This is a genomic window from Cryobacterium sp. Hh38 (assembly GCF_004403235.1).
Lineage (GTDB): Bacteria > Actinomycetota > Actinomycetes > Actinomycetales > Microbacteriaceae > Cryobacterium > Cryobacterium levicorallinum.
Window position 1 is genome coordinate 31,675 of record NZ_SOHD01000031.1, and the last position, 20,157, is coordinate 51,831.

The 20,157-nt window shown below is 65.4% G+C and carries 13 protein-coding genes, 1 tRNA gene and 1 pseudogene; 6 read left to right on the top strand and 9 right to left on the bottom strand.

Going from position 1 to position 20,157, the window contains the following annotated elements; translation table 11 throughout:
- Window positions 1-378: 378 nt before the first annotated feature.
- Together adhP and E3T41_RS11375 are read right to left on the bottom strand one after the other, a co-directional pair.
- Window positions 379-1,389 carry an alcohol dehydrogenase AdhP gene (adhP, locus tag E3T41_RS11370; RefSeq protein ID WP_092450440.1) on the bottom strand — a complete coding sequence of 337 codons (1,011 nt, stop codon included), beginning with the start codon at window positions 1,387-1,389 and terminating at the stop codon, window positions 379-381.
- 157 nt (window positions 1,390-1,546) lie between these two features.
- Entirely contained in the window at window positions 1,547-2,848 is a 1,302-nt protein-coding gene (locus E3T41_RS11375; RefSeq protein WP_134478717.1) for a zinc-dependent metalloprotease, read from the bottom strand.
- A 226-nt stretch (window positions 2,849-3,074) separates the two neighbouring features.
- Between E3T41_RS11375 and E3T41_RS11380 the strand changes: the two genes are divergently transcribed.
- Both E3T41_RS11380 and E3T41_RS11385 read left to right on the top strand, forming a co-directional pair.
- Window positions 3,075-4,175: a PDZ domain-containing protein gene (locus E3T41_RS11380; protein WP_092450223.1), complete on the top strand. Its 1,101-nt coding sequence runs from the start codon at window positions 3,075-3,077 to the stop codon at window positions 4,173-4,175.
- Between the two features lie 122 nt (window positions 4,176-4,297).
- Window positions 4,298-7,221, top strand: a pseudogene (locus E3T41_RS11385) (UPF0182 family protein).
- A 325-nt stretch (window positions 7,222-7,546) separates the two neighbouring features.
- On the opposite strand, the gene E3T41_RS11390 reads toward E3T41_RS11385, so the two are convergent.
- Entirely contained in the window at window positions 7,547-9,397 is a 1,851-nt protein-coding gene (locus E3T41_RS11390; protein WP_134478674.1) for an HNH endonuclease signature motif containing protein, read from the bottom strand.
- A 552-nt stretch (window positions 9,398-9,949) separates the two neighbouring features.
- Here E3T41_RS11390 and E3T41_RS11395 point away from each other — a divergent pair.
- From E3T41_RS11395 to E3T41_RS11410, 4 genes are all read left to right on the top strand, one after another.
- Window positions 9,950-10,023: transfer RNA gene (locus tag E3T41_RS11395), tRNA-Met, on the top strand.
- A 229-nt stretch (window positions 10,024-10,252) separates the two neighbouring features.
- On the top strand, window positions 10,253-11,212 hold the full coding sequence (locus E3T41_RS11400) for a sugar ABC transporter substrate-binding protein (protein ID WP_134478676.1): 960 nt from the start codon (window positions 10,253-10,255) through the stop codon (window positions 11,210-11,212).
- A 32-nt stretch (window positions 11,213-11,244) separates the two neighbouring features.
- Window positions 11,245-12,264 carry an ABC transporter permease gene (locus E3T41_RS11405; protein WP_134478719.1) on the top strand — a complete coding sequence of 340 codons (1,020 nt, stop codon included), beginning with the start codon at window positions 11,245-11,247 and terminating at the stop codon, window positions 12,262-12,264.
- Window positions 12,261-13,058, top strand: a complete 798-nt coding sequence (locus E3T41_RS11410) for an ATP-binding cassette domain-containing protein (protein WP_092450217.1) — start codon at window positions 12,261-12,263, stop codon at window positions 13,056-13,058. The genes E3T41_RS11405 and E3T41_RS11410 overlap by 4 nt, the downstream gene beginning before the upstream one ends.
- A gap of 85 nt (window positions 13,059-13,143) precedes the next feature.
- Here the strand turns inward: E3T41_RS11410 and E3T41_RS11415 are convergent, their stop codons facing one another.
- The 6 genes from E3T41_RS11415 to nadA all read right to left on the bottom strand — a co-directional run bounded on the left by E3T41_RS11415 (window position 13,144) and on the right by nadA (window position 20,117).
- Entirely contained in the window at window positions 13,144-13,908 is a 765-nt protein-coding gene (locus E3T41_RS11415; protein WP_092450215.1) for a GntR family transcriptional regulator, read from the bottom strand.
- A gap of 70 nt (window positions 13,909-13,978) precedes the next feature.
- The gene (locus tag E3T41_RS11420) at window positions 13,979-15,043 is read right to left on the bottom strand and encodes a right-handed parallel beta-helix repeat-containing protein (RefSeq protein ID WP_134478678.1); all 1,065 of its coding nucleotides are present in this window, start codon (window positions 15,041-15,043) and stop codon (window positions 13,979-13,981) included.
- Between the two features lie 45 nt (window positions 15,044-15,088).
- On the bottom strand, window positions 15,089-16,225 hold the full coding sequence (locus E3T41_RS11425) for a cysteine desulfurase family protein (RefSeq protein WP_134478680.1): 1,137 nt from the start codon (window positions 16,223-16,225) through the stop codon (window positions 15,089-15,091).
- A gap of 4 nt (window positions 16,226-16,229) precedes the next feature.
- Complete coding sequence (gene nadC / locus E3T41_RS11430) at window positions 16,230-17,108, bottom strand: carboxylating nicotinate-nucleotide diphosphorylase (RefSeq protein WP_134478682.1); 879 nt, start codon at window positions 17,106-17,108, stop codon at window positions 16,230-16,232.
- On the bottom strand, window positions 17,102-18,772 hold the full coding sequence (nadB, locus tag E3T41_RS11435; RefSeq protein WP_134478684.1) for an L-aspartate oxidase: 1,671 nt from the start codon (window positions 18,770-18,772) through the stop codon (window positions 17,102-17,104). The genes nadC and nadB overlap by 7 nt, the downstream gene beginning before the upstream one ends.
- Window position 18,773: 1 nt before the next feature.
- Window positions 18,774-20,117 (bottom strand): quinolinate synthase NadA, encoded by a 1,344-nt coding sequence (gene nadA / locus E3T41_RS11440; protein WP_134478686.1) that lies wholly within the window; start codon window positions 20,115-20,117, stop codon window positions 18,774-18,776.
- Window positions 20,118-20,157: the final 40 nt, after the last annotated feature.

The following is a 20,157-nucleotide window of genomic DNA, read 5'->3' on the forward strand; positions in this document are numbered from 1 at the left end:
TGCCGGCGCATCGTCTGGCACGTACAACAGTGCCGGTTCGAGCAGGTCGAGCAGGTGCGTCACTTCGACAGCGGATGCCCCGGCGGCCGTTCCGAGCAGCATCGCGCCCGATCGATGCACCCCCGCAGAAAGCGCGGACAGCACAGCCTCGTGAGCGGGCGTCAGCCCGCCGATCGTGACAATGGCTTGGTCGATGCCGAGCTGCACGCAATTCGGTGTGCGCCACACCAGCGGATACCGCGGATTCAGTCTGAGGGCCATGCCGACATGATGACGCGTCTGGCGGTCGCGCGTAAAAGTTATCCACAGACGGGTGCGGGCCCGCTTCCACCGAATATTGGGATTTGGTGGTCACGCGGCCCCCACCGTCAGATTTCTTCAGTAGCGGATGACGACGCGACCGTCGATCTTGCCGTGCTTCATCTCGTTGAGCACCTCGTTGACCTCGTCGATGCGGCGCTCAGAGACCGTGGGGTGGATCTGGCCGCGCGCGTAGAACTGCAGGGCTTCCTCCATGTCCTGGCGGGTGCCCACGATGGAGCCGCGAATGGTGAGGCCCTTGAGCACGATGTCGAAGATCGGGGCGGGGAAGTCTCCCGGCGGCAGACCGTTGAAGACGATGGTGCCGCCACGGCGGGTCATGCCGATGGCCTGGCCGAATGCGGCCGGGTGTACAGCGGTCACGAGCACGCCGTGCACACCACCGGTGGCTTTTTGAATGGCGGCGACCGGGTCTTCGTCCAGCGCATTGATTACGAGCTCGGCGCCGTGTTTGCGGGCCAGGGCGAGCTTGTCGTCGGCGATATCGACGGCCGCGACGCGCAGCCCCATCGCCTTGGCGTACTGCACGGCGATGTGGCCGAGGCCGCCGATGCCGGAGATAACGACCCACTGGCCCGGGCGGGCCTCGGTCATTTTGAGGCCCTTGTAGACGGTGACTCCGGCGCACAGCACCGGGGCGATCTCGATCGGGTCGGCGCCGTGGGGAATGCGCACGGCGAAGCGGGCGTCGACGAGCATGTACTGCCCGAACGAACCGTCCACGCTGTAGCCGCCGTTCTGCTGCGCTTCGCACAGGGTTTCCCAGCCGGTGCAGCAATACTGGCAACTGCCGCAGGCGCTCCAGAGCCAGGCGTTACCGACCAGGTCGCCGATGTCGAGGTCCTTGACGCCGTCACCGAGGGCGACGACTTCGCCGACCCCTTCGTGGCCCGGAATGAACGGCGGGCTCGGCTTAACCGGCCAGTCGCCTTCCACAGCGTGCAGATCGGTGTGGCAAACTCCGCTGCTGATCAGTTTGACCAGGGCCTGGCCGGGGCCGGGGGTCGGAACGGGCACTTCGTCAATGGTGAGGCCTTGGCCGAACTCGTGCACGACGGCCGCGTGCATGGTCGTTGGCACCCGGGTGGATTCGTAGCGCGCCTTGAACTCGTCCGTCGCGCCGGTGGTGGTCTCGGTTATCGTCATTGCCAAACTCCTTCGTTTGGGACATTTCGTCCGTTGAACGACGGTAGATCGGCACAGGTTGCGGCAACGTTGCGCGCCGTTACTCCTCGTGCGGGCGCTCGGCTCCGTCGTCGCGCAGCAGGTCTTCGAGAGCCTGGTCGACGTCGTCGAGCACCTCGGGCCCCCCGCGGGCTGCACTGGTCAGCCGAATGATCAGCGGCTGGGGATCGTCGATGTCTTCCGAAGTGGGCAACAGGTCGGGGTGCGACCAGAGCGCGTCGCGCGCCTCATTGCCAACGGCATCCGTCACGGCCTGCCACATCGCTGCGGCCTCCCGCAACCGGCGGGGACGCAGTTCGAGACCGACCAGCGTCGCGAAAGCGGACTCCGCCGGACCGCCTGAGGCCCGGCGGCGTTTGACCGTCTCGGCGATGGCATCCGCTTTGGGAAGTCGAATCGTGGCACGAGCGGTGACGACGTCGACCCAGCCCTCGACCAGGGCGAGCATCGTTTCTAGGCGGGACAGAGCCGCAAGCTGCGACTCGGACTTCTGCTGAATGAGGGAACCGTCGACCATTGCCTGGCGCAGGTCTTCGGGGTTGGACGGGTCGAAACTTCCGGCCAGGTCTTCGAGCCGGCTGGAGTCGATGCTGATGCCGCGTGCATAGGCGGTGACCGCGCTGGTCAGGTGCAGGCGCAGCCAGCGGGCGTGGCGGAACAGTCGCGCGTGGGCGATCTCGCGCACGGCGAGGTAGATCTGCACCTGGTCGGCCGGAACGTCGATGCCGGCTCCGAAGTCGGCAACGTTCTGGGGGAGCAGGGCGGCCTGCTGCTCACCGAGCAGTGGAATGCCGATATCGCCGCCGCTGACGACCTCGCTCGCCAGCTGGCCGACGACCTGGCCGAGTTGCATGGCGAACAGGGTGCCACCGATGCTGCGCACGAGCTGGCTCGCGTTGGCGACCATGCCCTGCATCTCTTCGGGAACCTGTTCGGCGAAGACCCGGGTGAGGGAGTCGGAGATGCTCGTGGCGACGGGTTCGGCGAGCTGGGTCCAGAGCGGCATGGTCACGGTGACCCATTCGCGGCGGGTCATCAGGCGCGGTTCGACGGTGAGTTCGGCCACGGTAATGACGTCATCGAGCCAGAGAGCCGCAATGTGAAAGGCCTGGCGCAGCTGGGTCTGCTGTTCATCGGTCGCGCTGAGCTGACCGGTGGCCGCTCGCTGTTCACCCTGGGTGAGGGCGATCTTCCAGTCGACGACGGTGCCCTGGGAGTTCATGGCGCCCTGCAGCTGCTGCATGAGCGCGGCGACGCTGGCCGGGTCGTTGGGCAGACCGGCAGCGCCGGCGAGCTGGCTCGGGTCGATGCCGCTCTTGCCGCTCAGGATGTCGCGCAGCATGTCACGAAACTCGTCGCTGGGTTCGCCGGGATTCTGATTGTTCGGGTTCTGATCGTTCGGGGGTAGGGAGTCGTCGGCCACTTCAGGCCCCTCTCAGTCGCATACTTCTACGCTAGTGCGAGTAGCCCGCTCGGGGCTGGGAAATATCCTAGGCTGAATGGCTTGCTGTGCGCCCGTCGCGAACACGACCCGCAACCTGGCACGAATCAACACTCAAAGGACCACGATGGCGCTCTTCACCAATGCACCGGCACCTCGACGTGCCGGACGCTCTGGCCCGTCCCTCGGTTGGACGGCACTGCTGATCGCCCTCGTCGCCGGAGTGATTCTCGGCATCATGCCGGCGCCCTATGTCATCGAGAAGCCGGGTCCGGTGTTCAACACCCTCGGCACCGCCACCTACGACGACGTCGAAACCGCTCTCATCACCATCCCCGACGAGACCGTCTACCCGACCGGCGGCACCCTCGATCTGCTCACCGTGTCGCTCTTCGGCAACCGGGAAGACCGGCCGAGCTGGCTCGCCGTGGCCGGTGCCTGGCTCGACCCGAGCGAGGCCGTCCTCCCCATTGACCAGGTTTTTCCCGATAATGTCAGCACCGAGCAGCGCGACGCTCGCAGCAGCGCCGACATGATTAATTCCCAACAGGATGCCATCGCCGCCGCACTCACTCATCTCGGCTACGACTACCCCACGACGGTGTCGGTGGTGAGCCTGCCCGACGGTTCTCCGGCCGCGGGCGTGATCGAGCCCGACGATGAAGTGACCGCCGTGAACGGTACCGCGGTGGCCAATGTCGCCGAACTGCGCGCGGCTTTGCAGGACAACGGTGCCGAGACCGCGGCGAGCGTCGACATTGTGCGGGGCGGCCTCGCCCGGACCGTCGAGGTCACCCCGATCGACAACGACGGCACGATCGTGGCCGGTGTCAACGTGTCGGTCGCCTACGAATTTCCGTTCGAGGTGCAGATCCAGCTCGACAAGGTCGGCGGCCCGAGCGCCGGCATGATGTTCGCCCTCGGAATCATCGACAAGCTCACTCCCGGCGAGCTGCAGGGCGGCGAGAACGTGGCCGGCACCGGAACCATCGACCAATCCGGCGCAATCGGCCCGATCGGCGGCATCCAGCAGAAGCTCTATGGCGCGCTCGAGAGCGGCGCGACCTGGTTTCTCGCCCCCGCCGAGAATTGCGGCGAGGTAACCGGAAATATCCCCGACGGCCTGACAGTGTTCTCGGTCGCCACCCTCGACGAAGCGCTCGACGCGCTCGACGCGATCAAGACCGGTGCCGACACGAGCGACCTGCCGAGCTGCCCGGCCAGTTGACCCGTGGCGAACGAGCAGTAGTGATGACTCTCTCAGGGCCGCCAAAGTATGATGGTGGCAGACCCTGATCCTGCAGCAAATGATCACCCTGTATCTAATAACTGAGCGCAAGAGGCCAATTCGTGACTTCATCATCAGCCGACAACGTCCCACGGCGCAGCCGAGCCCCGCTAGCAATTACCGCAGCCATTATCGCAGGGTTGGTGATCCTGTTCTTTATATTCGCCGGACTGTATACCGATGTGCTGTGGTTCGACCAGCTGGGGTTCGTCAACGTTCTGACCACCCAGTGGATCGCCGGCACCGTGCTGTTTTTGATCGGCTTCGTGACGATGGCCGTTCCGGTCTGGGTGAGTATTCAGCTGGCCTACCGTCTGCGCCCGGTCTACGCGAAGCTCAACTCGCAGCTTGATCGCTATCAGCAGGTCATCGAGCCGCTGCGTCGCCTCGCGATGTATGGCATCCCGGCCCTCCTCGGGCTGTTTGCCGGTGTGGCCGCTGCCACCCGCTGGCAGACCGTGCTCATGTGGCTCAACCGCACCGAAACCGGGCGGGTTGACCCGCAGTTCAACTTCGACATCTCCTTCTATCTGATGGACCTGCCGTTCTACCAGGCCGTGCTCGCCTTCGCATCCGCTGTTGTGCTGATTTCGGCGCTCGTCTCGGTCGCGACCAGCTACCTGTACGGATCCATTCGGGTGTCCGGGCGTGAAGTGCTCATCTCCAAGGCCGCGCGCGTGCAGATCGCCATCACCGCAGCCCTCTATCTGCTGCTGCAGGCCGTGAGTATCTGGTTCGACCAGTACTCCACCCTGACCAACAACAACGCCCTGATCACCGGTGCCGGCTATACCGACGTCAACGCCACCATCCCCGGCCGCGCGATCCTTGCCGGCATTGCCGCCGTCGTCGCCCTGCTCTTCATCCTGACGGCCATCATCGGTCGCTGGCGTCTGCCGGTCATCGGCACCGCGCTGCTAATCGTGTCGAGCCTGCTCATCGGTTCGCTGTACCCGTGGGTCGTGGAGCGCTTCCAGGTGGAGCCGAGCGCGAAGGCACTCGAGGCCGAATATATCGAACGCAATATCGACCTCACCCGGGATGCCTACGGCGTCGCGGACATCGAGGAAATTGCGTACGACGCGAAGACCACCGCCGAGCCGGGCGCGCTGCGCGCCGACGCCGCGACCACGGCCAACATTCGTATTCTCGACCCGGCCCTGGTCAGTGACTCCTTCGGCCAGCTCGAGCAGTTCCGCCAGTACTACCAGTTCCCGGACAACCTCGACGTTGACCGCTACGTGATCGACGGTACTTCGCAGGACACCGTCGTCGCCGTGCGTGACCTGAATATCGACGGCTTGAACACCGGTAACACCTGGGTCAACTCGAAGACCGTTTATACCCACGGCTATGGCATGGTCGCCGCGTACGGCAACCAGCGCTCTGTCGACGGCCAGCCGGTGTTCCTGGAATCCGGCATTCCCACCAGCGGTGCGCTCGGCAAGTTCGAACCGCGCATTTACTTTGGTGAGACCTCGCCCGAATACTCCATCGTCGGTGACGAAGAGGGCGCCAACCCGATCGAGCTCGACTATCCGTCGGGTGAAGAGGGTGCTGGCCAGACCTACACGACGTTCTCCGGAGACGGCGGACCGAAACTGGACAATGCGTTCAAAAAGCTGATCTACGCGCTGAAGTTCCAGTCGGAGCAGATCTTCCTCGCCGCCTCGGTCAACGACAAGTCGGAGATTCTCTACGACCGTGACCCGGTCACCCGCGTGCAGAAGGTCGCGCCGTACCTGACGCTCGACTCCGACGCCTACCCCTCGGTCGTTGACGGTCGGGTTATGTGGATTGTTGACGGCTACACCACCTCGGCGGATTACCCCTATTCCACCCCGGTGAGCCTCAGTGAGGCCATCGCCGACACGCAGACACCGGCCCAGCCGTATGCGTTGGACAGCATCAACTACATGCGCAACTCGGTCAAGGCCACCGTCGACGCCTACAGCGGCGAGGTCACCCTCTACGCCTGGGACGACGAGGAGCCGCTGCTGCAGACCTGGCAGAAGATCTTCCCGTCGTCGCTCAAGCCGATGAGCGAGATGAGTGGCGACCTGATGAGCCACGTGCGCTACCCGGCCGATCTGTTCAAGGTGCAGCGTTCCATTCTTGGTCAGTACCACGTGACCGACCCCGGTTCGTTCTACTCGAAGGACGACGCCTGGATCTCGCCCAACGACCCTGACTCGCCGGCGACCAACCCGACGCTGCAGCCGCCGTACTACCTCACCATGCAGGTACCCGGCTCGGACCAGCCGTCGTTCTCGCTGTACTCCACTTTCCAGCCGGAAGCGACGGGTGAATCCAGCCGTAACGTGCTCTACGGTTACCTCGCTGTAGACGCAGACGCCGGATCGGTAGACGGCGTCAGAGCGGATGGCTATGGCCAGCTGAGGCTGCTCAACCTGCCCAAGGACGGCACGGTACCTGGCCCCGGTCAGGTGCAGAACGTGTTCAACGCCGACCCGACAGTGTCGACCGAGCTCAACCTGCTGCGTCAGGGCTCGTCGACCGTGCTGAACGGTAACCTGCTGACCCTTCCGGTTGGTGGCGGACTGCTCTACGTGCAGCCGGTTTACGTGCAGTCCACGGGCGAGACCAGCTATCCGCTGCTGCAGAAGNTTTCGGTGACCAGATCGCGTTCGAGGACACCCTCGACGGCGCCCTCGATGTGCTGTTCGGCGGTGACTCTGGTGCCACCGCTGGTGATACCGACGTGCCCGAAGATGCCACCACGAATAACGGTGCCTCCACCGACCCGAGCACCGACGGTTCGACCGGCGGCAGCACCGACGTACCGACCGGGTCGACCGGCGATGCCACAACGGATGCCGAGCTGAAGTCGCTGCTCGCCGTCGCCAAGACGGCGCTGGCAGAAAAGGCGGCCGCACTCGCCGCCGGTAACTTCGCCGACTATGGCACCGCCGACGCGAAGCTCGAAGACACGATCGCGAGCATGCTCGCCCTGCTCGGCGAGTAGCCAGACCGCACCACACAGGCCGCAAGCCTTCACTCTCTCGGGTGGGGGCTTGCGGCCTGTGGTATTGGAGGGCAGAGTGCGCCCGCCAGACGTGGGCGGGCGATGTGAGAAGTCGAAGATTCGGCCGGTCTTGACAACGGCGCCCTTCCACTCTCCGAGGCTGCCGAAACCGCCACAGTCACGAAACTTACCAATCTCGACAACGCCACCATTCCGTCGGTCGTCTCTCGACAGGCTCGACAACCGGGTCGAGGCCGCCATAGCCCTGCGCTGGCTGTCTGCTCAGCCCGGCCATCCCGTTGGCCGCGCACGCGACCGCGCGGGCCTACTTTTCCCAGTTGGGTTTCTCGGCCGGGGTGGCGGCACGGTTTTGTCCGGCGGGGCGCCAGGTTTGAGTGGGGTCGAAGATGAGGGGTCCGCGAACCCAGAGGCGGCCGTCTCTCATGTCAATGTCCCAGCCGGAGGTCTCGATGCTCGCATGCCCGGCGTTACAGATCAGTACGGCGTTGTCGATGTTGGTGAGGCCGCCCTTGCGCCAGGGCACGACGTGATGCGCTTGGGTTAGCTGCGGTGGCACGGTGCAGCCGGGGATGACGCAGCCGCCGTCGCGGGCGGCCAATGCGCGGCGCTGACTAGCGGTAAAGAACCGGTTGCTGTCGCCGAGGTGCAAAACCTGACCCTGGTGGCCGAACAACACGGGCTGATACCCGCCGGCGCAGAGCAGCTCATCGACTTGTTTCACGGTGAGGGGTCCGTCGATGCCGTCGATCCAGCCGGCGCCGCGGCCGGCGAGGAGGTCGTTGATAGTGATGTGCACGAGTACCGTCGGTGCCGCGCCGCCCATCGTTGGGGTGCCCGGCTGCCGGGCGGCCGCTTCGAACACCGCGCGGAGGATCCCGGCCTGCTTCTCACTGATCGAGCGGGTATCGGCGGGTTCCTGCGGGCAGGGGCTGAGGGCCTGGCCCGCGTTTGCTCCGGTCCGCTCGTCGTAGCCCTGGTCGTAGCCCTGGGCACGGCCGATCGGGCCGTTCTCGTCGTCGGCCTGCCCGTGCTGGCCGCCGGTCTGCTCGCCGCTTTCGCAGTGCTCGACCGGGACATCGTTCGAGGCCTGCGCGCTACGGCCATCGTTGGCGCCAATCGTGAGGACGTCACTGGCGCTGCTATCAGTGCTGGTGCTTGCTTTGCTGTCATTACCGTCGCTGTCCGTGATGCCGTCGGTTTCATCGTTGTGCGTGCTGTCCGCATCGGATAGTTCGCACGGTTCGGTCTCGTGGAAGGCGACCGTGGCTCGGGGAACCGCGCCGGGAACGGGGTTTACGGCAGCGGAGGAGAGGTAGGCGTCGAAGACGGTGCCGATGATGGCCCGGTCGAGGGTGGTCAGCCAGCCGTTCAGGCTGTAGCCGCCGTTATTCAGTCCACCGAAGGCGAACCAGCTGCGCCGTTCCGCCGTGGCCTCACCCGGAGCGCACCCGTCGGGCGCGAGGCGCGCCTGCCACGCGATGCCCTGCTGCCGGAGTAACTCCGGCGCAAATGCGATACCGGCACCGGGCAGCCCCTCGGTCTCCGGGGTAATGGCGCCGGACGCGCTCGCTACCAGGGAGCGCTCGACGCGGTCGAGGTCGTCCACCAGCACCGAGGCGCGCAGGCCGTCGAGCACGGACACGATGACGCGGGCTTGCTCCACTCCGAGCTCCCCGCCCTGCAACGCCTCACCCACCACGGGGTAGGTCGGTGCGAGGGGCCGGCCGAGCAGCATCCGCTCGCCGGCATTCTTGCCGAGCGACGCGCGCTGCCGCACCTCACTGCGCGACAACCGCGCCAGGGTGGACACCAGCATGAGGCCGCTGCGGCAGCCGAGCCGGCGGGCCAGAGACACCGCGCCAGCCGCTTCTATCTCGGTCTGATCGGCCGTCTTTGCCGCAGCAGTCTTAGCAACGGACGCATCAAGGTATTCGGAGCGGCGCAGCACATCCGTCGTGGACAGCACCCGGGCACCATCAACAACCCGGCCGACGCTCTCGAGGGCGAGCAATATGCTCAAGGATTCTTCATCTCCCAGCGACCCAAACGACACCGAACCCAACGCTTTCAGGAGAATCTCCCGAGCCTGCCCGACCGCCACAATGACAGCATTCGAACTGGCCTCACCGGTGTTTTCCATGAACATGGGCGCCATTGCCTCCTTCGCAACGATTCTACTCCGAATCGAACACAAAAGCGAGCGCAACTCATTTTTGATTTGTGCGGAGAAATTTCAAACTCCAGAGGTCTGATCCGCAGTTCTACGTGATTCACCTTTGAATGAGCGGGAGTTCACTGGCGGCCATCATCTGAGGCGGATGGTCAAGTTGATGGTAAATCGAATATATAAATGAAACTTTTACACTGTTTGTTTATTTGGCCAACACCGTGGAGTAATGCATTCCACGCCACACTTCGGGAGCGCTGAGACGCCCGGAAGCGGTGCACTGGGAACGCTGCGGATCCGTGGCGTGCAGCGGCAAGGTGGAAGGCCGTGGATCTTCCCGTGAATCGATTCCGACTTCACCGGGTTAGAGCAGCTGTCCATACCTGAATACCTGTTGGTACGGAGAATGGCGATCCCTTGCGGCTGTCCTGCTTGATGGTGTTTGATGCCAGTAGAGGAAACCATTTTCGGTGCCCAATTGGCAATATCGCCACAAGTGGTCGACCGAGCTTTCAGGGTGTGCTAAATTTGTACTTGTAGCGCGGGGTGGAGCAGTTCGGTAGCTCGCTGGGCTCATAACCCAGAGGTCGTAGGTTCAAATCCTGCCCCCGCAACAGATGCCCCCGGAACCCTTGGTTCCGGGGGCTTTTTTGTACCTTCCGCCCGCTGGGCGCCTGACTTTTGCTGATCGAAGTCTCGACAGGCTCGATCCAGGTCTTGGCGAGATCACTTTTGGGCAAGATGAGAAGGTCGGGAGCGAATCGGGCGCGTGACTGCGATTTGGATCGCGTACGTCGATTTCACGCTGGACAGGCGACAATTGATGCAACGAAGGTTGCAGACATGAAGAAGAACAGAAACTGGCTCGCCGCGCTCATCGTCATTCCCCTGGCGCTGGCAGGATGCACGGCCAATTCGGCAGACACGACGACCGCCGCATCCGCGGAGATTGTCATCGCCGTCGTCACGCACGGAACACCGGGCGACACCTTCTGGGACGTCGTCAAGAGCGGCGCGGAGCAGGCCGGCACCGACCTGGGGGTTACCGTCACGTACCAGGGCGATGGCGACCCGGTGAAGCAGAGCCAGCTGATCGCTGCAGCCATCGCCACGAATCCGGATGGCCTCATCGTCTCGATGGCCAACCCCGACGGCGTTCGGAATGCGGTTGAAAAGGCGGTCGCCGCCGGTATTCCGGTGATAACCATCAACTCCGGCCTTGAGCAGTCCAAGGAATTCGGTGCCCAGACCCACATCGGTCAGAGTGAGTTCATCGCCGGCCAGGGCGCGGGCGAGCAGCTCGCCGAAGCTGGTGTCGGCAACGTCATCTGCGTCATTCACGAGGCCGGCAACACAGGGCTGGAAGAACGCTGCGATGGAGCAGCTGACACCCTCGGCGGCACGGTCACCAACGTTCAGGTTGACGTCGCGAACATCGCGGACGCTCAGAACACCATCAAGAGCAGCCTTCTGGCCGACTCGTCCATCGATGGCGTGCTCACCCTGAACCCGGGCATCGCCGTCGCGGCCAGCCAGGCGATCGACGAAGCCACCAGCTCGGCGCAACTGGCGACCTTCGATGTGTCCTCCGACGTGACGCAGCTGATCCTCGACGGCAAGATCCTGTTCGCGGTCGACCAGCAGCCCTACTCCCAGGGATACCTGCCCGTGACCTTCCTCACCCTCCAGGCTCGCAACGGCGACGTCGTCGGTGGCGGCATGCCGGTCTACTCCGGCCCTGGTTTCGTCACCAAGGACAACGCGGCCGAGGTCGCGAAGTTCGCGAAGAATGGAACGCGATGACCCGTACCGCACCCGCGGTGACTGATGAACGGATGATCGATGAAAGGCTCAAGCCAGCCGGTCTCATCATCACGCTGCTGCGCCGACCCGAGGTCGGCGCAGCGGTGGCCGCCCTCGCCATCTTCATCTTCTTCTCGGTCTCGACGACGGCGTTTCTGACGCCGGCCGGCGTGGCCACCTGGCTCTACTCGGCATCGCTGTTCGGCATCATGGCCGTTGCGGTTGCCCTGCTCATGATCGGCGGGGAGTTCGACCTCTCCGCCGGTGCCATGGTCGGTACGACCGGACTGATCGTTGGAATCGTCACGACCGAGTGGGGCGTCACTATCTGGCTCGCCCTCGTGATTGCCCTGGCGATTGCCCTGGCCATCGGTGCGGCGAACGCCTTCGTGGTGATGAAGACCGGGCTGCCGAGTTTCATAGTCACCCTCGCCACCTTCTTCATTCTGCAGGGAGTGAACCTGGCGGTCACCAAGATCATCACCGGCACGGTGTCGATTCAGGGCATGAGCGCCGTTCCCGGCTTCGATGCTGTCAAGGTGTTCTTCGGCTCCTCGTTCGCATTGTTCGGCATGGACGTGAAGATCTCCATCGTCTGGTGGATCGCGATAACCGCTCTCGCCACCTGGATTCTGCTGCGTACTCGCTCCGGAAACTGGATCTTCGCGGTCGGTGGCCAGATCGAAAGCTCACGCCAGGTCGGCGTGCCGGTCATGAAGGTCAAATTGGGCCTGTTCATGACCACCGCCGGCGCGGGTTGGCTCGTCGGAATGCTCCAGCTGTTCGATGTCTCGACGGTGCAGGCCACGACCGGAATCGGCCAGGAATTCATCTACATCATCTGCGCTGTGGTCGGCGGATGCCTGCTGACCGGCGGCTACGGATCGGCCATCGGTGCGGCCCTCGGCGCTCTCATCTACGGCATGACCCTGCAGGGCATCGTCTTCGCCCAGTGGGATAACAACTGGCTCAAGGCGTTCCTCGGTGGGATGCTGCTGCTGGCCGTGCTCGTCAACCTTTATGTACGCCGCCAGGCAGGAGTTCGCTCATGACGCCGGGAGACACATCCGCTGCCCCGCCCATTCTTGAGGTTCGGGATATCGGCAAGACATATGGTTCGATTCTGGCGCTGCGGGGAGTATCGGCCTCGGTCGGGGCAGGTGAGGTGCTCTGTGTGCTGGGGGACAACGGTGCCGGCAAGTCGACCTTCATCAAGATCCTCTCCGGGGCGCACGCGCACACCCACGGCAAGCTTCTCGCCTACGGTGTCGAGCGCACCTTCGGCAGCCCGCGCGAGGCGCTGGACCTGGGCATCGCCACGGTGTATCAGGACCTCGCCGTGGTTCCGCTGATGCCGGTGTGGCGCAACTTCTTTCTCGGCTCCGAATTGACGCGCGGGTTCGGCCCGTTCAGCCAGCTGGACGTCAAGGGGATGCGCCGGATCACCAAGGAAGAACTCGCCAAGATGGGCATCGACTTGCGCGATGTCGACCAGCCGATCGGCACCCTGTCGGGCGGTGAACGCCAGTCGGTGGCCATCGCCCGAGCCGTGTATTTCGGCGCGAAGGTTGTCATCCTCGACGAGCCGACCTCTGCTCTGGGAGTCAAGCAGGCCGGTGTCGTGCTGAAATACATCGCTCAGGCCCGCGATCGCGGCCTCGGCGTCGTCTTCATTACGCACAACCCGCACCACGCCTACCCGCTCGGCGACCGGTTTCTGCTGCTGAAGCGTGGAACCAGCCTCGGCGGTTTCAAGAAGAGCGAGATCACGATCGAAGAGATGACCAAGCTCATGGCCGGGGGAGCGGAACTTGACGCTCTCGCCCACGAACTCGCTCGCGCCTAACCCGCTGGATCCACAAAAAAGTCTGGCCGTCTGACCCTTTGGGGTTAGGTGACCAGACATTTTTTTGGTGCTTTTGGCAGGACTGCTACTTCTCGACCAGCGTTACTTCGAAGGAGTACAGGTCGGGGCGATAGCAGTGCTGGCCGAACTCGACCGCGCGTCCGGAGTTGTCGAAGGCCGTGCGGTCCATCGTGAGCAGCGCCGCATTCTTCTCGATCTCCAGCAGCACGGACTCCTCGTTGGTGGATTTGCGTGCTCCGATGTGCTGGCGGGCGACCCGCATCGTCACACCGCGCGAACGCAGCACCTGGTAGAGCCCGTGCGCGACGAGATCGTTGGGTTCGATTCCGATGAATTCCTCGGGGAGCCAGTTTTCCATCACGGCGACCGGCACGTCATCGGCCAGGCGCACGCGCCGAATGTACAGGGTGGGACTGCCCTCGGCCACGCCGAGTCGCTCAGCCGTTTTCGCATCCGCTACCCGGGTTTCGAGAGCGAGAAGGTGCGTCGAGGGAACCTTATGCGTGTTGGTGAGGTCGTCGTAGAGACTGGTCAGTTCGACCTTGCGCGTCACCTGGCCGTGCACGACCTGGGTTCCGATGCCGCGACGGCGCACCAGCAGGCCCTTGTCGACGATTTCTTGGATGGCGCGGCGCACTGTTGGGCGGCTAAGGCCCAGGCGCTGGCCGAGGGCGACCTCGTTCTCCAAGCGTGATCCGGCCGGCAGCTCACCACTGAGAATGGCCTTCTCGATGCGCTGCGAGACTTGAAAATACAGCGGAATCGGGCCGGACCGTTCCAGATCCATGAACATTCCCATGGGGAGCGTGTTTTCTTCCTTCGCGCTCATGTGACCCCTTCACTGACATGCCAAGAGCTTTGGCTGATTGTCATGACAATATCAGGTCATAGCGACGTTGTCAGGAGGCGCGGCAGGTCACATTCATGACGCCCTCCGCGGCGCCGGTGGCGGTGTTATTGCATTCGACAATATTGCTGAGCTCCGGCGTCATCGAATAGCCAAAGCCCGGACCGTTCACGGCGGCGGTGTTATTGCGAAAGATATTGTCTGTGCCCCACCCGTCGAGGATCTCGTGGGTCTGAAAACCGTCACGGAGCGAATTCGTGCCGGTGTTCGAGTCGATGACCCAGCCGTTTCCCTTGATATCCACCCAGGAGTCGGCCTCGCTCAGCGCCGACCCGTCGAAGGTATTGTGGCTGACAATTCCGTTGCTCGTGCCCTCCTTCACATCGACGGCTTCCGAGGTCGTCTGCGAGAACGAGTTGCCCGTCACCGTGTTGCGATCGCTCCGGTCTGGCTGGCATCCGCTGATATCGCACCAGTTGCTGTCGGCTGTGCCGATATAGACACCCTCGCCGAACTTCGGTTTGCGCAACCCGGTGTCGAAAACGGTGTTGTCGGCGACGGTGTTGTCGGTGCTGAACCGGCGAAGGTGGATGGCTTCGTCGCCGATCGTAGAGACGGTCAGTGCGCGAATGGTGGACCCGACAGTACCGTCAGCCATGACACCTTTTTGCCCGTTTGTGACAGAAAACCCCAACAGATTCCAATATTGGGCGCCGTCGAGATGCATCACGTAGCCGTTCATCGGGTCGCCGCCGTCGAGCACACTGTCGGTTCCGCCGCACAGAGTGATCGGCTCGTCGACGGTGCCTGACGTCGTCGCGACGAAGTTGCCCTGATAGTTTCCGTCCGCCAGCCCGATGACGTCCCCGGGTGCGACGTCGATGAGTGCCGAGGACAGCTCGTCAGCGGATGCCACGTTGATCGTCGCGCGCGGGCAACCTGCAACGTCGCGTGCCGTGGGCGCCTCGGCGAGTTGGGGGGTAGGTATCACTCGCGGTGTCGTCGACGACGATGGCGACCGGGGCAGGTTCAGGGGCGCACACGCAGTCACGCTCAGCATGAGCGTGAGGCCCAGGCTCACGAGTACCAGCGCACGCCCGACCTGAGATCTGCTCATAACGATGACTCTAGCGTTGGCCGCACCGTGCCGACTTGGTTCGCGTCAGGTACCGAGACTGGCGACCGCAGCTACCGCCGCACGAACAGATGCCGCCGCCTCGGCCGCCTCCGCCGCCGACGTGCCAGCACCCAGCGTGAACCGAACAGCGGTCAACGCCACGTCGGCCGATAGGCCCATGGCAGTGAGCACATGCGAAGGCTCGCTGCTGCCGGCCGCGCAGGCGGACCCGCTCGAACAGACGATGCCGCGCGCTTCGAGCTCGAGCAACACAGCCTCGCCGCTGGTGCCCGGAAATACGAACGATGCGGTGCCCGGCAGGCGGTCGGTCGGGTGCCCGGTGAGCCGGGCCGACGGCGTCTCGCGCAGCACCGTGCCGATGAACTCGTCGCGGAGGGCGCTGGTGCGCTGGGCAGTGAGAGCCCGTTCCTCGCCGGCCAGGCGCAGCGCCACGGCCAGGGCCACCGCGCCGGCGACGTTCTCGGTGCCGCTGCGCTTGCCGCGCTCCTGGCCACCGCCGTGCAGTAGCGGCTCGATCACGAGGCGGCCGCGCAGAAAGACGGCGCCGATGCCGGGGGGAGCACCGAGCTTGTGGCCGGAGAGGCTCAGTGCGTCCACGCCGAGGGCTTTTACGTTGAGGTCGAGCCAGCCACCGGCCTGCACCCCGTCGGTGTGAAAGGGCACACCCTGCGCGACAGCGGCCAGTTCAGCCAGGGGCTGCACGGTGCCGACCTCGTTGTTGGCGTAGTGCACCGACACGAGGGTGGTGTCGGGGCGGAGCGCGCGGGCCAGGCCGGCGGGGTCGACGCGGCCCGCAGCATCCACTGGCAGCAGGGTGATCTCAAAACCGTGCAGCCGGCGCAGGTAATCGCAGGAGTCGAGCACGGCCTCGTGTTCGATCGGAGTCGTGACGATGTGGCGGCCGCGCGGGGCGCCGAGTGCGATCCCCTTGACGGCGAGGTTGTCGCTTTCGGTGCCGCCGCTCGTGAACGTCACCTCGCCGGGGCGGCAGTCGAGCGACCGGGCGACGCTGCGCCGCGCCTCCCGCAGCGCGGCGGCGGCCGCCTCACCGACCTGGTGGTGGCTCGACGGGTTACCGAAGCCGCTCGTGAGGTGCGGCCACATGGCCTCGAGGGCCTCGCGGCGTACCGGGGTCGTTGCGGCGTTGTCCAGGTAGATCATGGGGTCAGAGTGCGAATCCGGCCGGCGCGCTCACCCGAATGGCCACGTCGAGCCCGAGGTCGAGCGAGTGCACGCTGTGGGTGAGCGCACCGACCGAGATGACGTCGACACCGGATGCCGCGATGGCACGTACCGTGTCGAGCGAGACTCCGCCGCTGGCCTCGACGATGGCCCGACCGGCGATCTGCTGAACGCCTTTCAGCAGGTCCTCCGAAGAGAAATTGTCGAGCATAATCGTGTCGATGCCGGCCGCGAGCACGTCGTCGATCTGGTCGAGCCGGTCGACCTCCACCTCGAAGTGGGTGGTGTGCGAAAGCTTCGCCCGCACTTCAAGCAGGGCCTCGGTCAGGCCGAGCGGGCCGGCCGCGAGGATGGCGAGGTGGTTGTCCTTGGCCATCACCGTGTCGGAGAGGCTGAACCGGTGGTTGTGGCCGCCGCCATCGCGCACGGCCTGGCGCTCCAGGGCGCGCAGCCCGGGCGTGGTCTTGCGGGTGTCGACGATGCGGGCCGTGGTGCCGGCCGTCTCGGCGACGTACCGGGCGGTCAGGGTGGCGATTCCGCTCATCCGCTGCACGAAGTTCAGCCCGATGCGCTCCGCCTGCAGGATGCCGCGGGCGGGGCCGGTCACCTCGGCCAGCGTGGCGCCGGTGTCGAACGAATCGCCGTCTTGGACGAACGGACGCACCTCAATGCGCGGGTCGGTCAGGCGAAAGGCCGCCGCGAAGACGGCGGTGCCGCTGAATACGCCCGGTTCGCGCGCCTCGAGCCGGGCGGTCGCGACGGCGTCTTCAGGAATGAGCACGGCCGAAGTGAGATCGCCCCAGGGCGCGTCCTCGTCGAGGGCGGCCTGCACGACAATGTCGATGGAGTGATTGCTCAGCATGCGATAGCCTCCTTGGCCGGAATGAGTGAGCGGGATTGCGAGTAAGACCTGGCGAGTTCGGGCCGGGTGTCGGTGAAGTCGGAGCGGTAGTGCGCGCCGCGCGACTCCTCGCGGGCCCGGGCTGCGCTCACGAGTAGGCGGGCCAGGTCGAGCAGGTTGCGGTCCTCGAGGGCGGCGACGTCGGGGCTGGTCGCTGGCGGCGAGACCCACTGGGTGAGGCTGTGAGCGGCGTGCCTGAGGCCGACGCCGGAGCGGTGTACCCCGGCAGAGTCCCAGAGGAGCTGCTGCAACGTTTGGCGGTTGACCAGCGTGCCGAGACCGGCCGGCGGTGTTCTCGTGGCGGTCTCGGCAGGCTCGACCAGCGAGGGGGAACTATCCGCAGGTTGGCTCGCGTTGGCCGGGTCGAACAGCGGGTGGGGGAGGTATTCAGAGCGGGTCGCGTTGGCGAAGCTGCGGGAGAGCACTGTGAATGGGGACAGCGTCGTGCTCGCCCGCCAGGGCTCGCCGAGCGCGCGTACGGCTCGGTCCGCGAACACGGCCGCCTCGAGCAGGGAGTTGGAAGCGAGCCGGTTGGCGCCGTGCGCCCCGGTGCGGGCGACCTCGCCGACGGCGAAGAGGCCGGGCAGGCTGGTGCGACCCCAGGCATCCGTTTCCACGCCGCCCATCCAGTAGTGCGCGGCCGGGGCCACCGGAATCGGATCGACCGCCCAGTCCAAACCGGCAGCCCGGCAGGCCGCTGTGATCGTGGGAAACCGGGTTTCGAGCAGCTCGCGGCCCAGTGCGGTTGCGTCGAGCAGCACCGGCGTGCCGCCCTGCTGCTCCATCTGGCTGGCGATCGCCCGGGCGACAACGTCGCGCGGCGCGAGCTCGGCGTCGGCGTGCTCGGCGAGCATAAAGCGATCGCCGAGTTGATCGCGCAGCACGGCGCCTTCACCGCGCACCGCCTCCGACACGAGCGGTGTGCCGGGCACGGCGAGTGCGGTCGGGTGAAACTGGTAAAACTCCAGATCGGTAACGGATGCTCCCGCTCGCCACGCCGCCGCCACCCCGTCCCCGGTCGCGACCGAGGGATTGGTGGTATGCGTGAACAGCGCGCCGGCCCCGCCGGTGGCCAGGATCACGGCGTCAGCGGCCAGCGAAAGCTGCACGCCGTCCGGGCCGAGCACGCGGGCGCCCGTCACCCGGTCATCGTCCACGATCAGGTCGACCAGCATGGTGTGCTCCCGCACCTCGATCGTGGCGCGGCGTTGCACGGTCGCCACGAGCGCTGCCTCGACCGCGGCGCCGGTGGCGTCACCGCCGGCGTGCACGACGCGGGAGCGGGAGTGGGCGGCTTCGAGGCCGCGGGCCACGCCGGATTCATCCCGGTCGAAGTCCACGCCGAATCGAATCAGGTCGCGCACCCGCGCCGGACCCTCCTCACAGAGCACGCGCACGGCCGCCGGGTCGCACAGACCGGCGCCGGCGCGCAGCGTGTCGACCACGTGGGTGTCCACCGAGTCGTCGCGAAACAGGGCGGCGGCGATTCCGCCCTGGGCATAGCGGGTATTACTTTCGGGCAGTACCGACTTGGTGACCAGCACCACCTGGTGGCCGGCATCCGCTGCCCGCACTGCGGCCAGCAGGCCGCCGAGGCCGCTGCCGATCACGAGGATCGCGGCCATGTCAGGCGCCGACCAGGTGCGAGTCCGGCAAAGCAGTGGGCGCAATGGATGCCGGCGGTCGGGCCGCCAGCATCCGCTCAAGGGCGACGCGCGCGTGTACGGCGACATCGGCCGACACCGTGATCTGGTTGAGGACCTGGCTCGGCGCCTCACCGCCCCCGACGAGCGCCTCGAGCACCCAGGCCAGGTAGCCGGCGTGGATGCGGTACATGGTCGAGCAGGGGCAGATCACCGGGTCGAGGCAGAATATCTTGTGCTCGGGGTGCTGGGCGGCGAGCCGGTTCACGAGGTTGATCTCGGTGCCGATGGCGAAGGTTGTACCGGCCGGAGCTGCGGCGATGGCCTTGGCTATAAAATCGGTGGATCCGGCCGAGTCGGCGGCGTCGACGACCGCCATCGGGCATTCCGGGTGCACCAAAACCCGCACGCCGGGGTGCTCGGCGCGAGCGGCGTCGATCTGCGGCACGGTGAAGCGGCGGTGCACGCTGCAGAAACCGTGCCAGAGCACGACGCGGGCGGTGTCGAGTTGCTCGGCCGTGTTGCCGCCGAGCGGCTTGGTCGGGTTCCACATCGGCATTTGGTCGAGCGGCACCCCCATCGCCTTGGCGGTGTTGCGGCCGAGGTGCTGGTCGGGGAAGAACAATACGCGCTGGCCGCGTTCGAAGGCCCACTCGAGCACGGCCTTGGCGTTTGAGGAGGTGCAGACGATGCCGCCGTGCTCGCCGCAGAAGCCCTTGAGCGCGGCGGAGGAATTCATGTAGGTGACCGGAATTACCGGAACCCGGCCGGAGGCATCCGCTTCGGTGCCGTAGAGGTCTTCGAGCTGTTCCCAACACTCGGTGACCGAGTCGATGTCGGCCATGTCGGCCATCGAGCAGCCGGCGGCGAGGTTCGGCAGAATGACGGCCTGATCGGGCCCGGAGAGCAGGTCGGCGGTTTCGGCCATGAAGTGCACGCCGAGAAACACGATCGCGGCGGCGTCGGGGCGGCTCTGGGTGGCCTGGGCGAGCTGAAAGCTGTCGCCGACGAAATCGGCGTGCCGCAGCACCTCATCGCGCTGGTAGAAGTGTCCGAGAATGACGACCGAGTCGCCGAGCACGTTCTTGGCCTCGACGATGCGGGCGCTGAGTTCCTCCGGCGAGGCAGTGCGGTAACGCTCGGGCAGTGCGCCCTGGCGGGGAGAGCCGGCCGGAATAACGTCACCCATCGACGATCCGGGGCCGTAGCCCGGGGCTCGGGTGTCGAATTCCCACGGATCTGTTGCCAGGTCGGGGCTGCACGTGCTGCCGGCGGTTTTGCCGGTGCCGATGAGACGAATGGTGGTCTCGACCGAGGGAATAGTCATGGTCGTGCTCCTAGGAAAGTGATGGGAAGTGAGAAGGAGG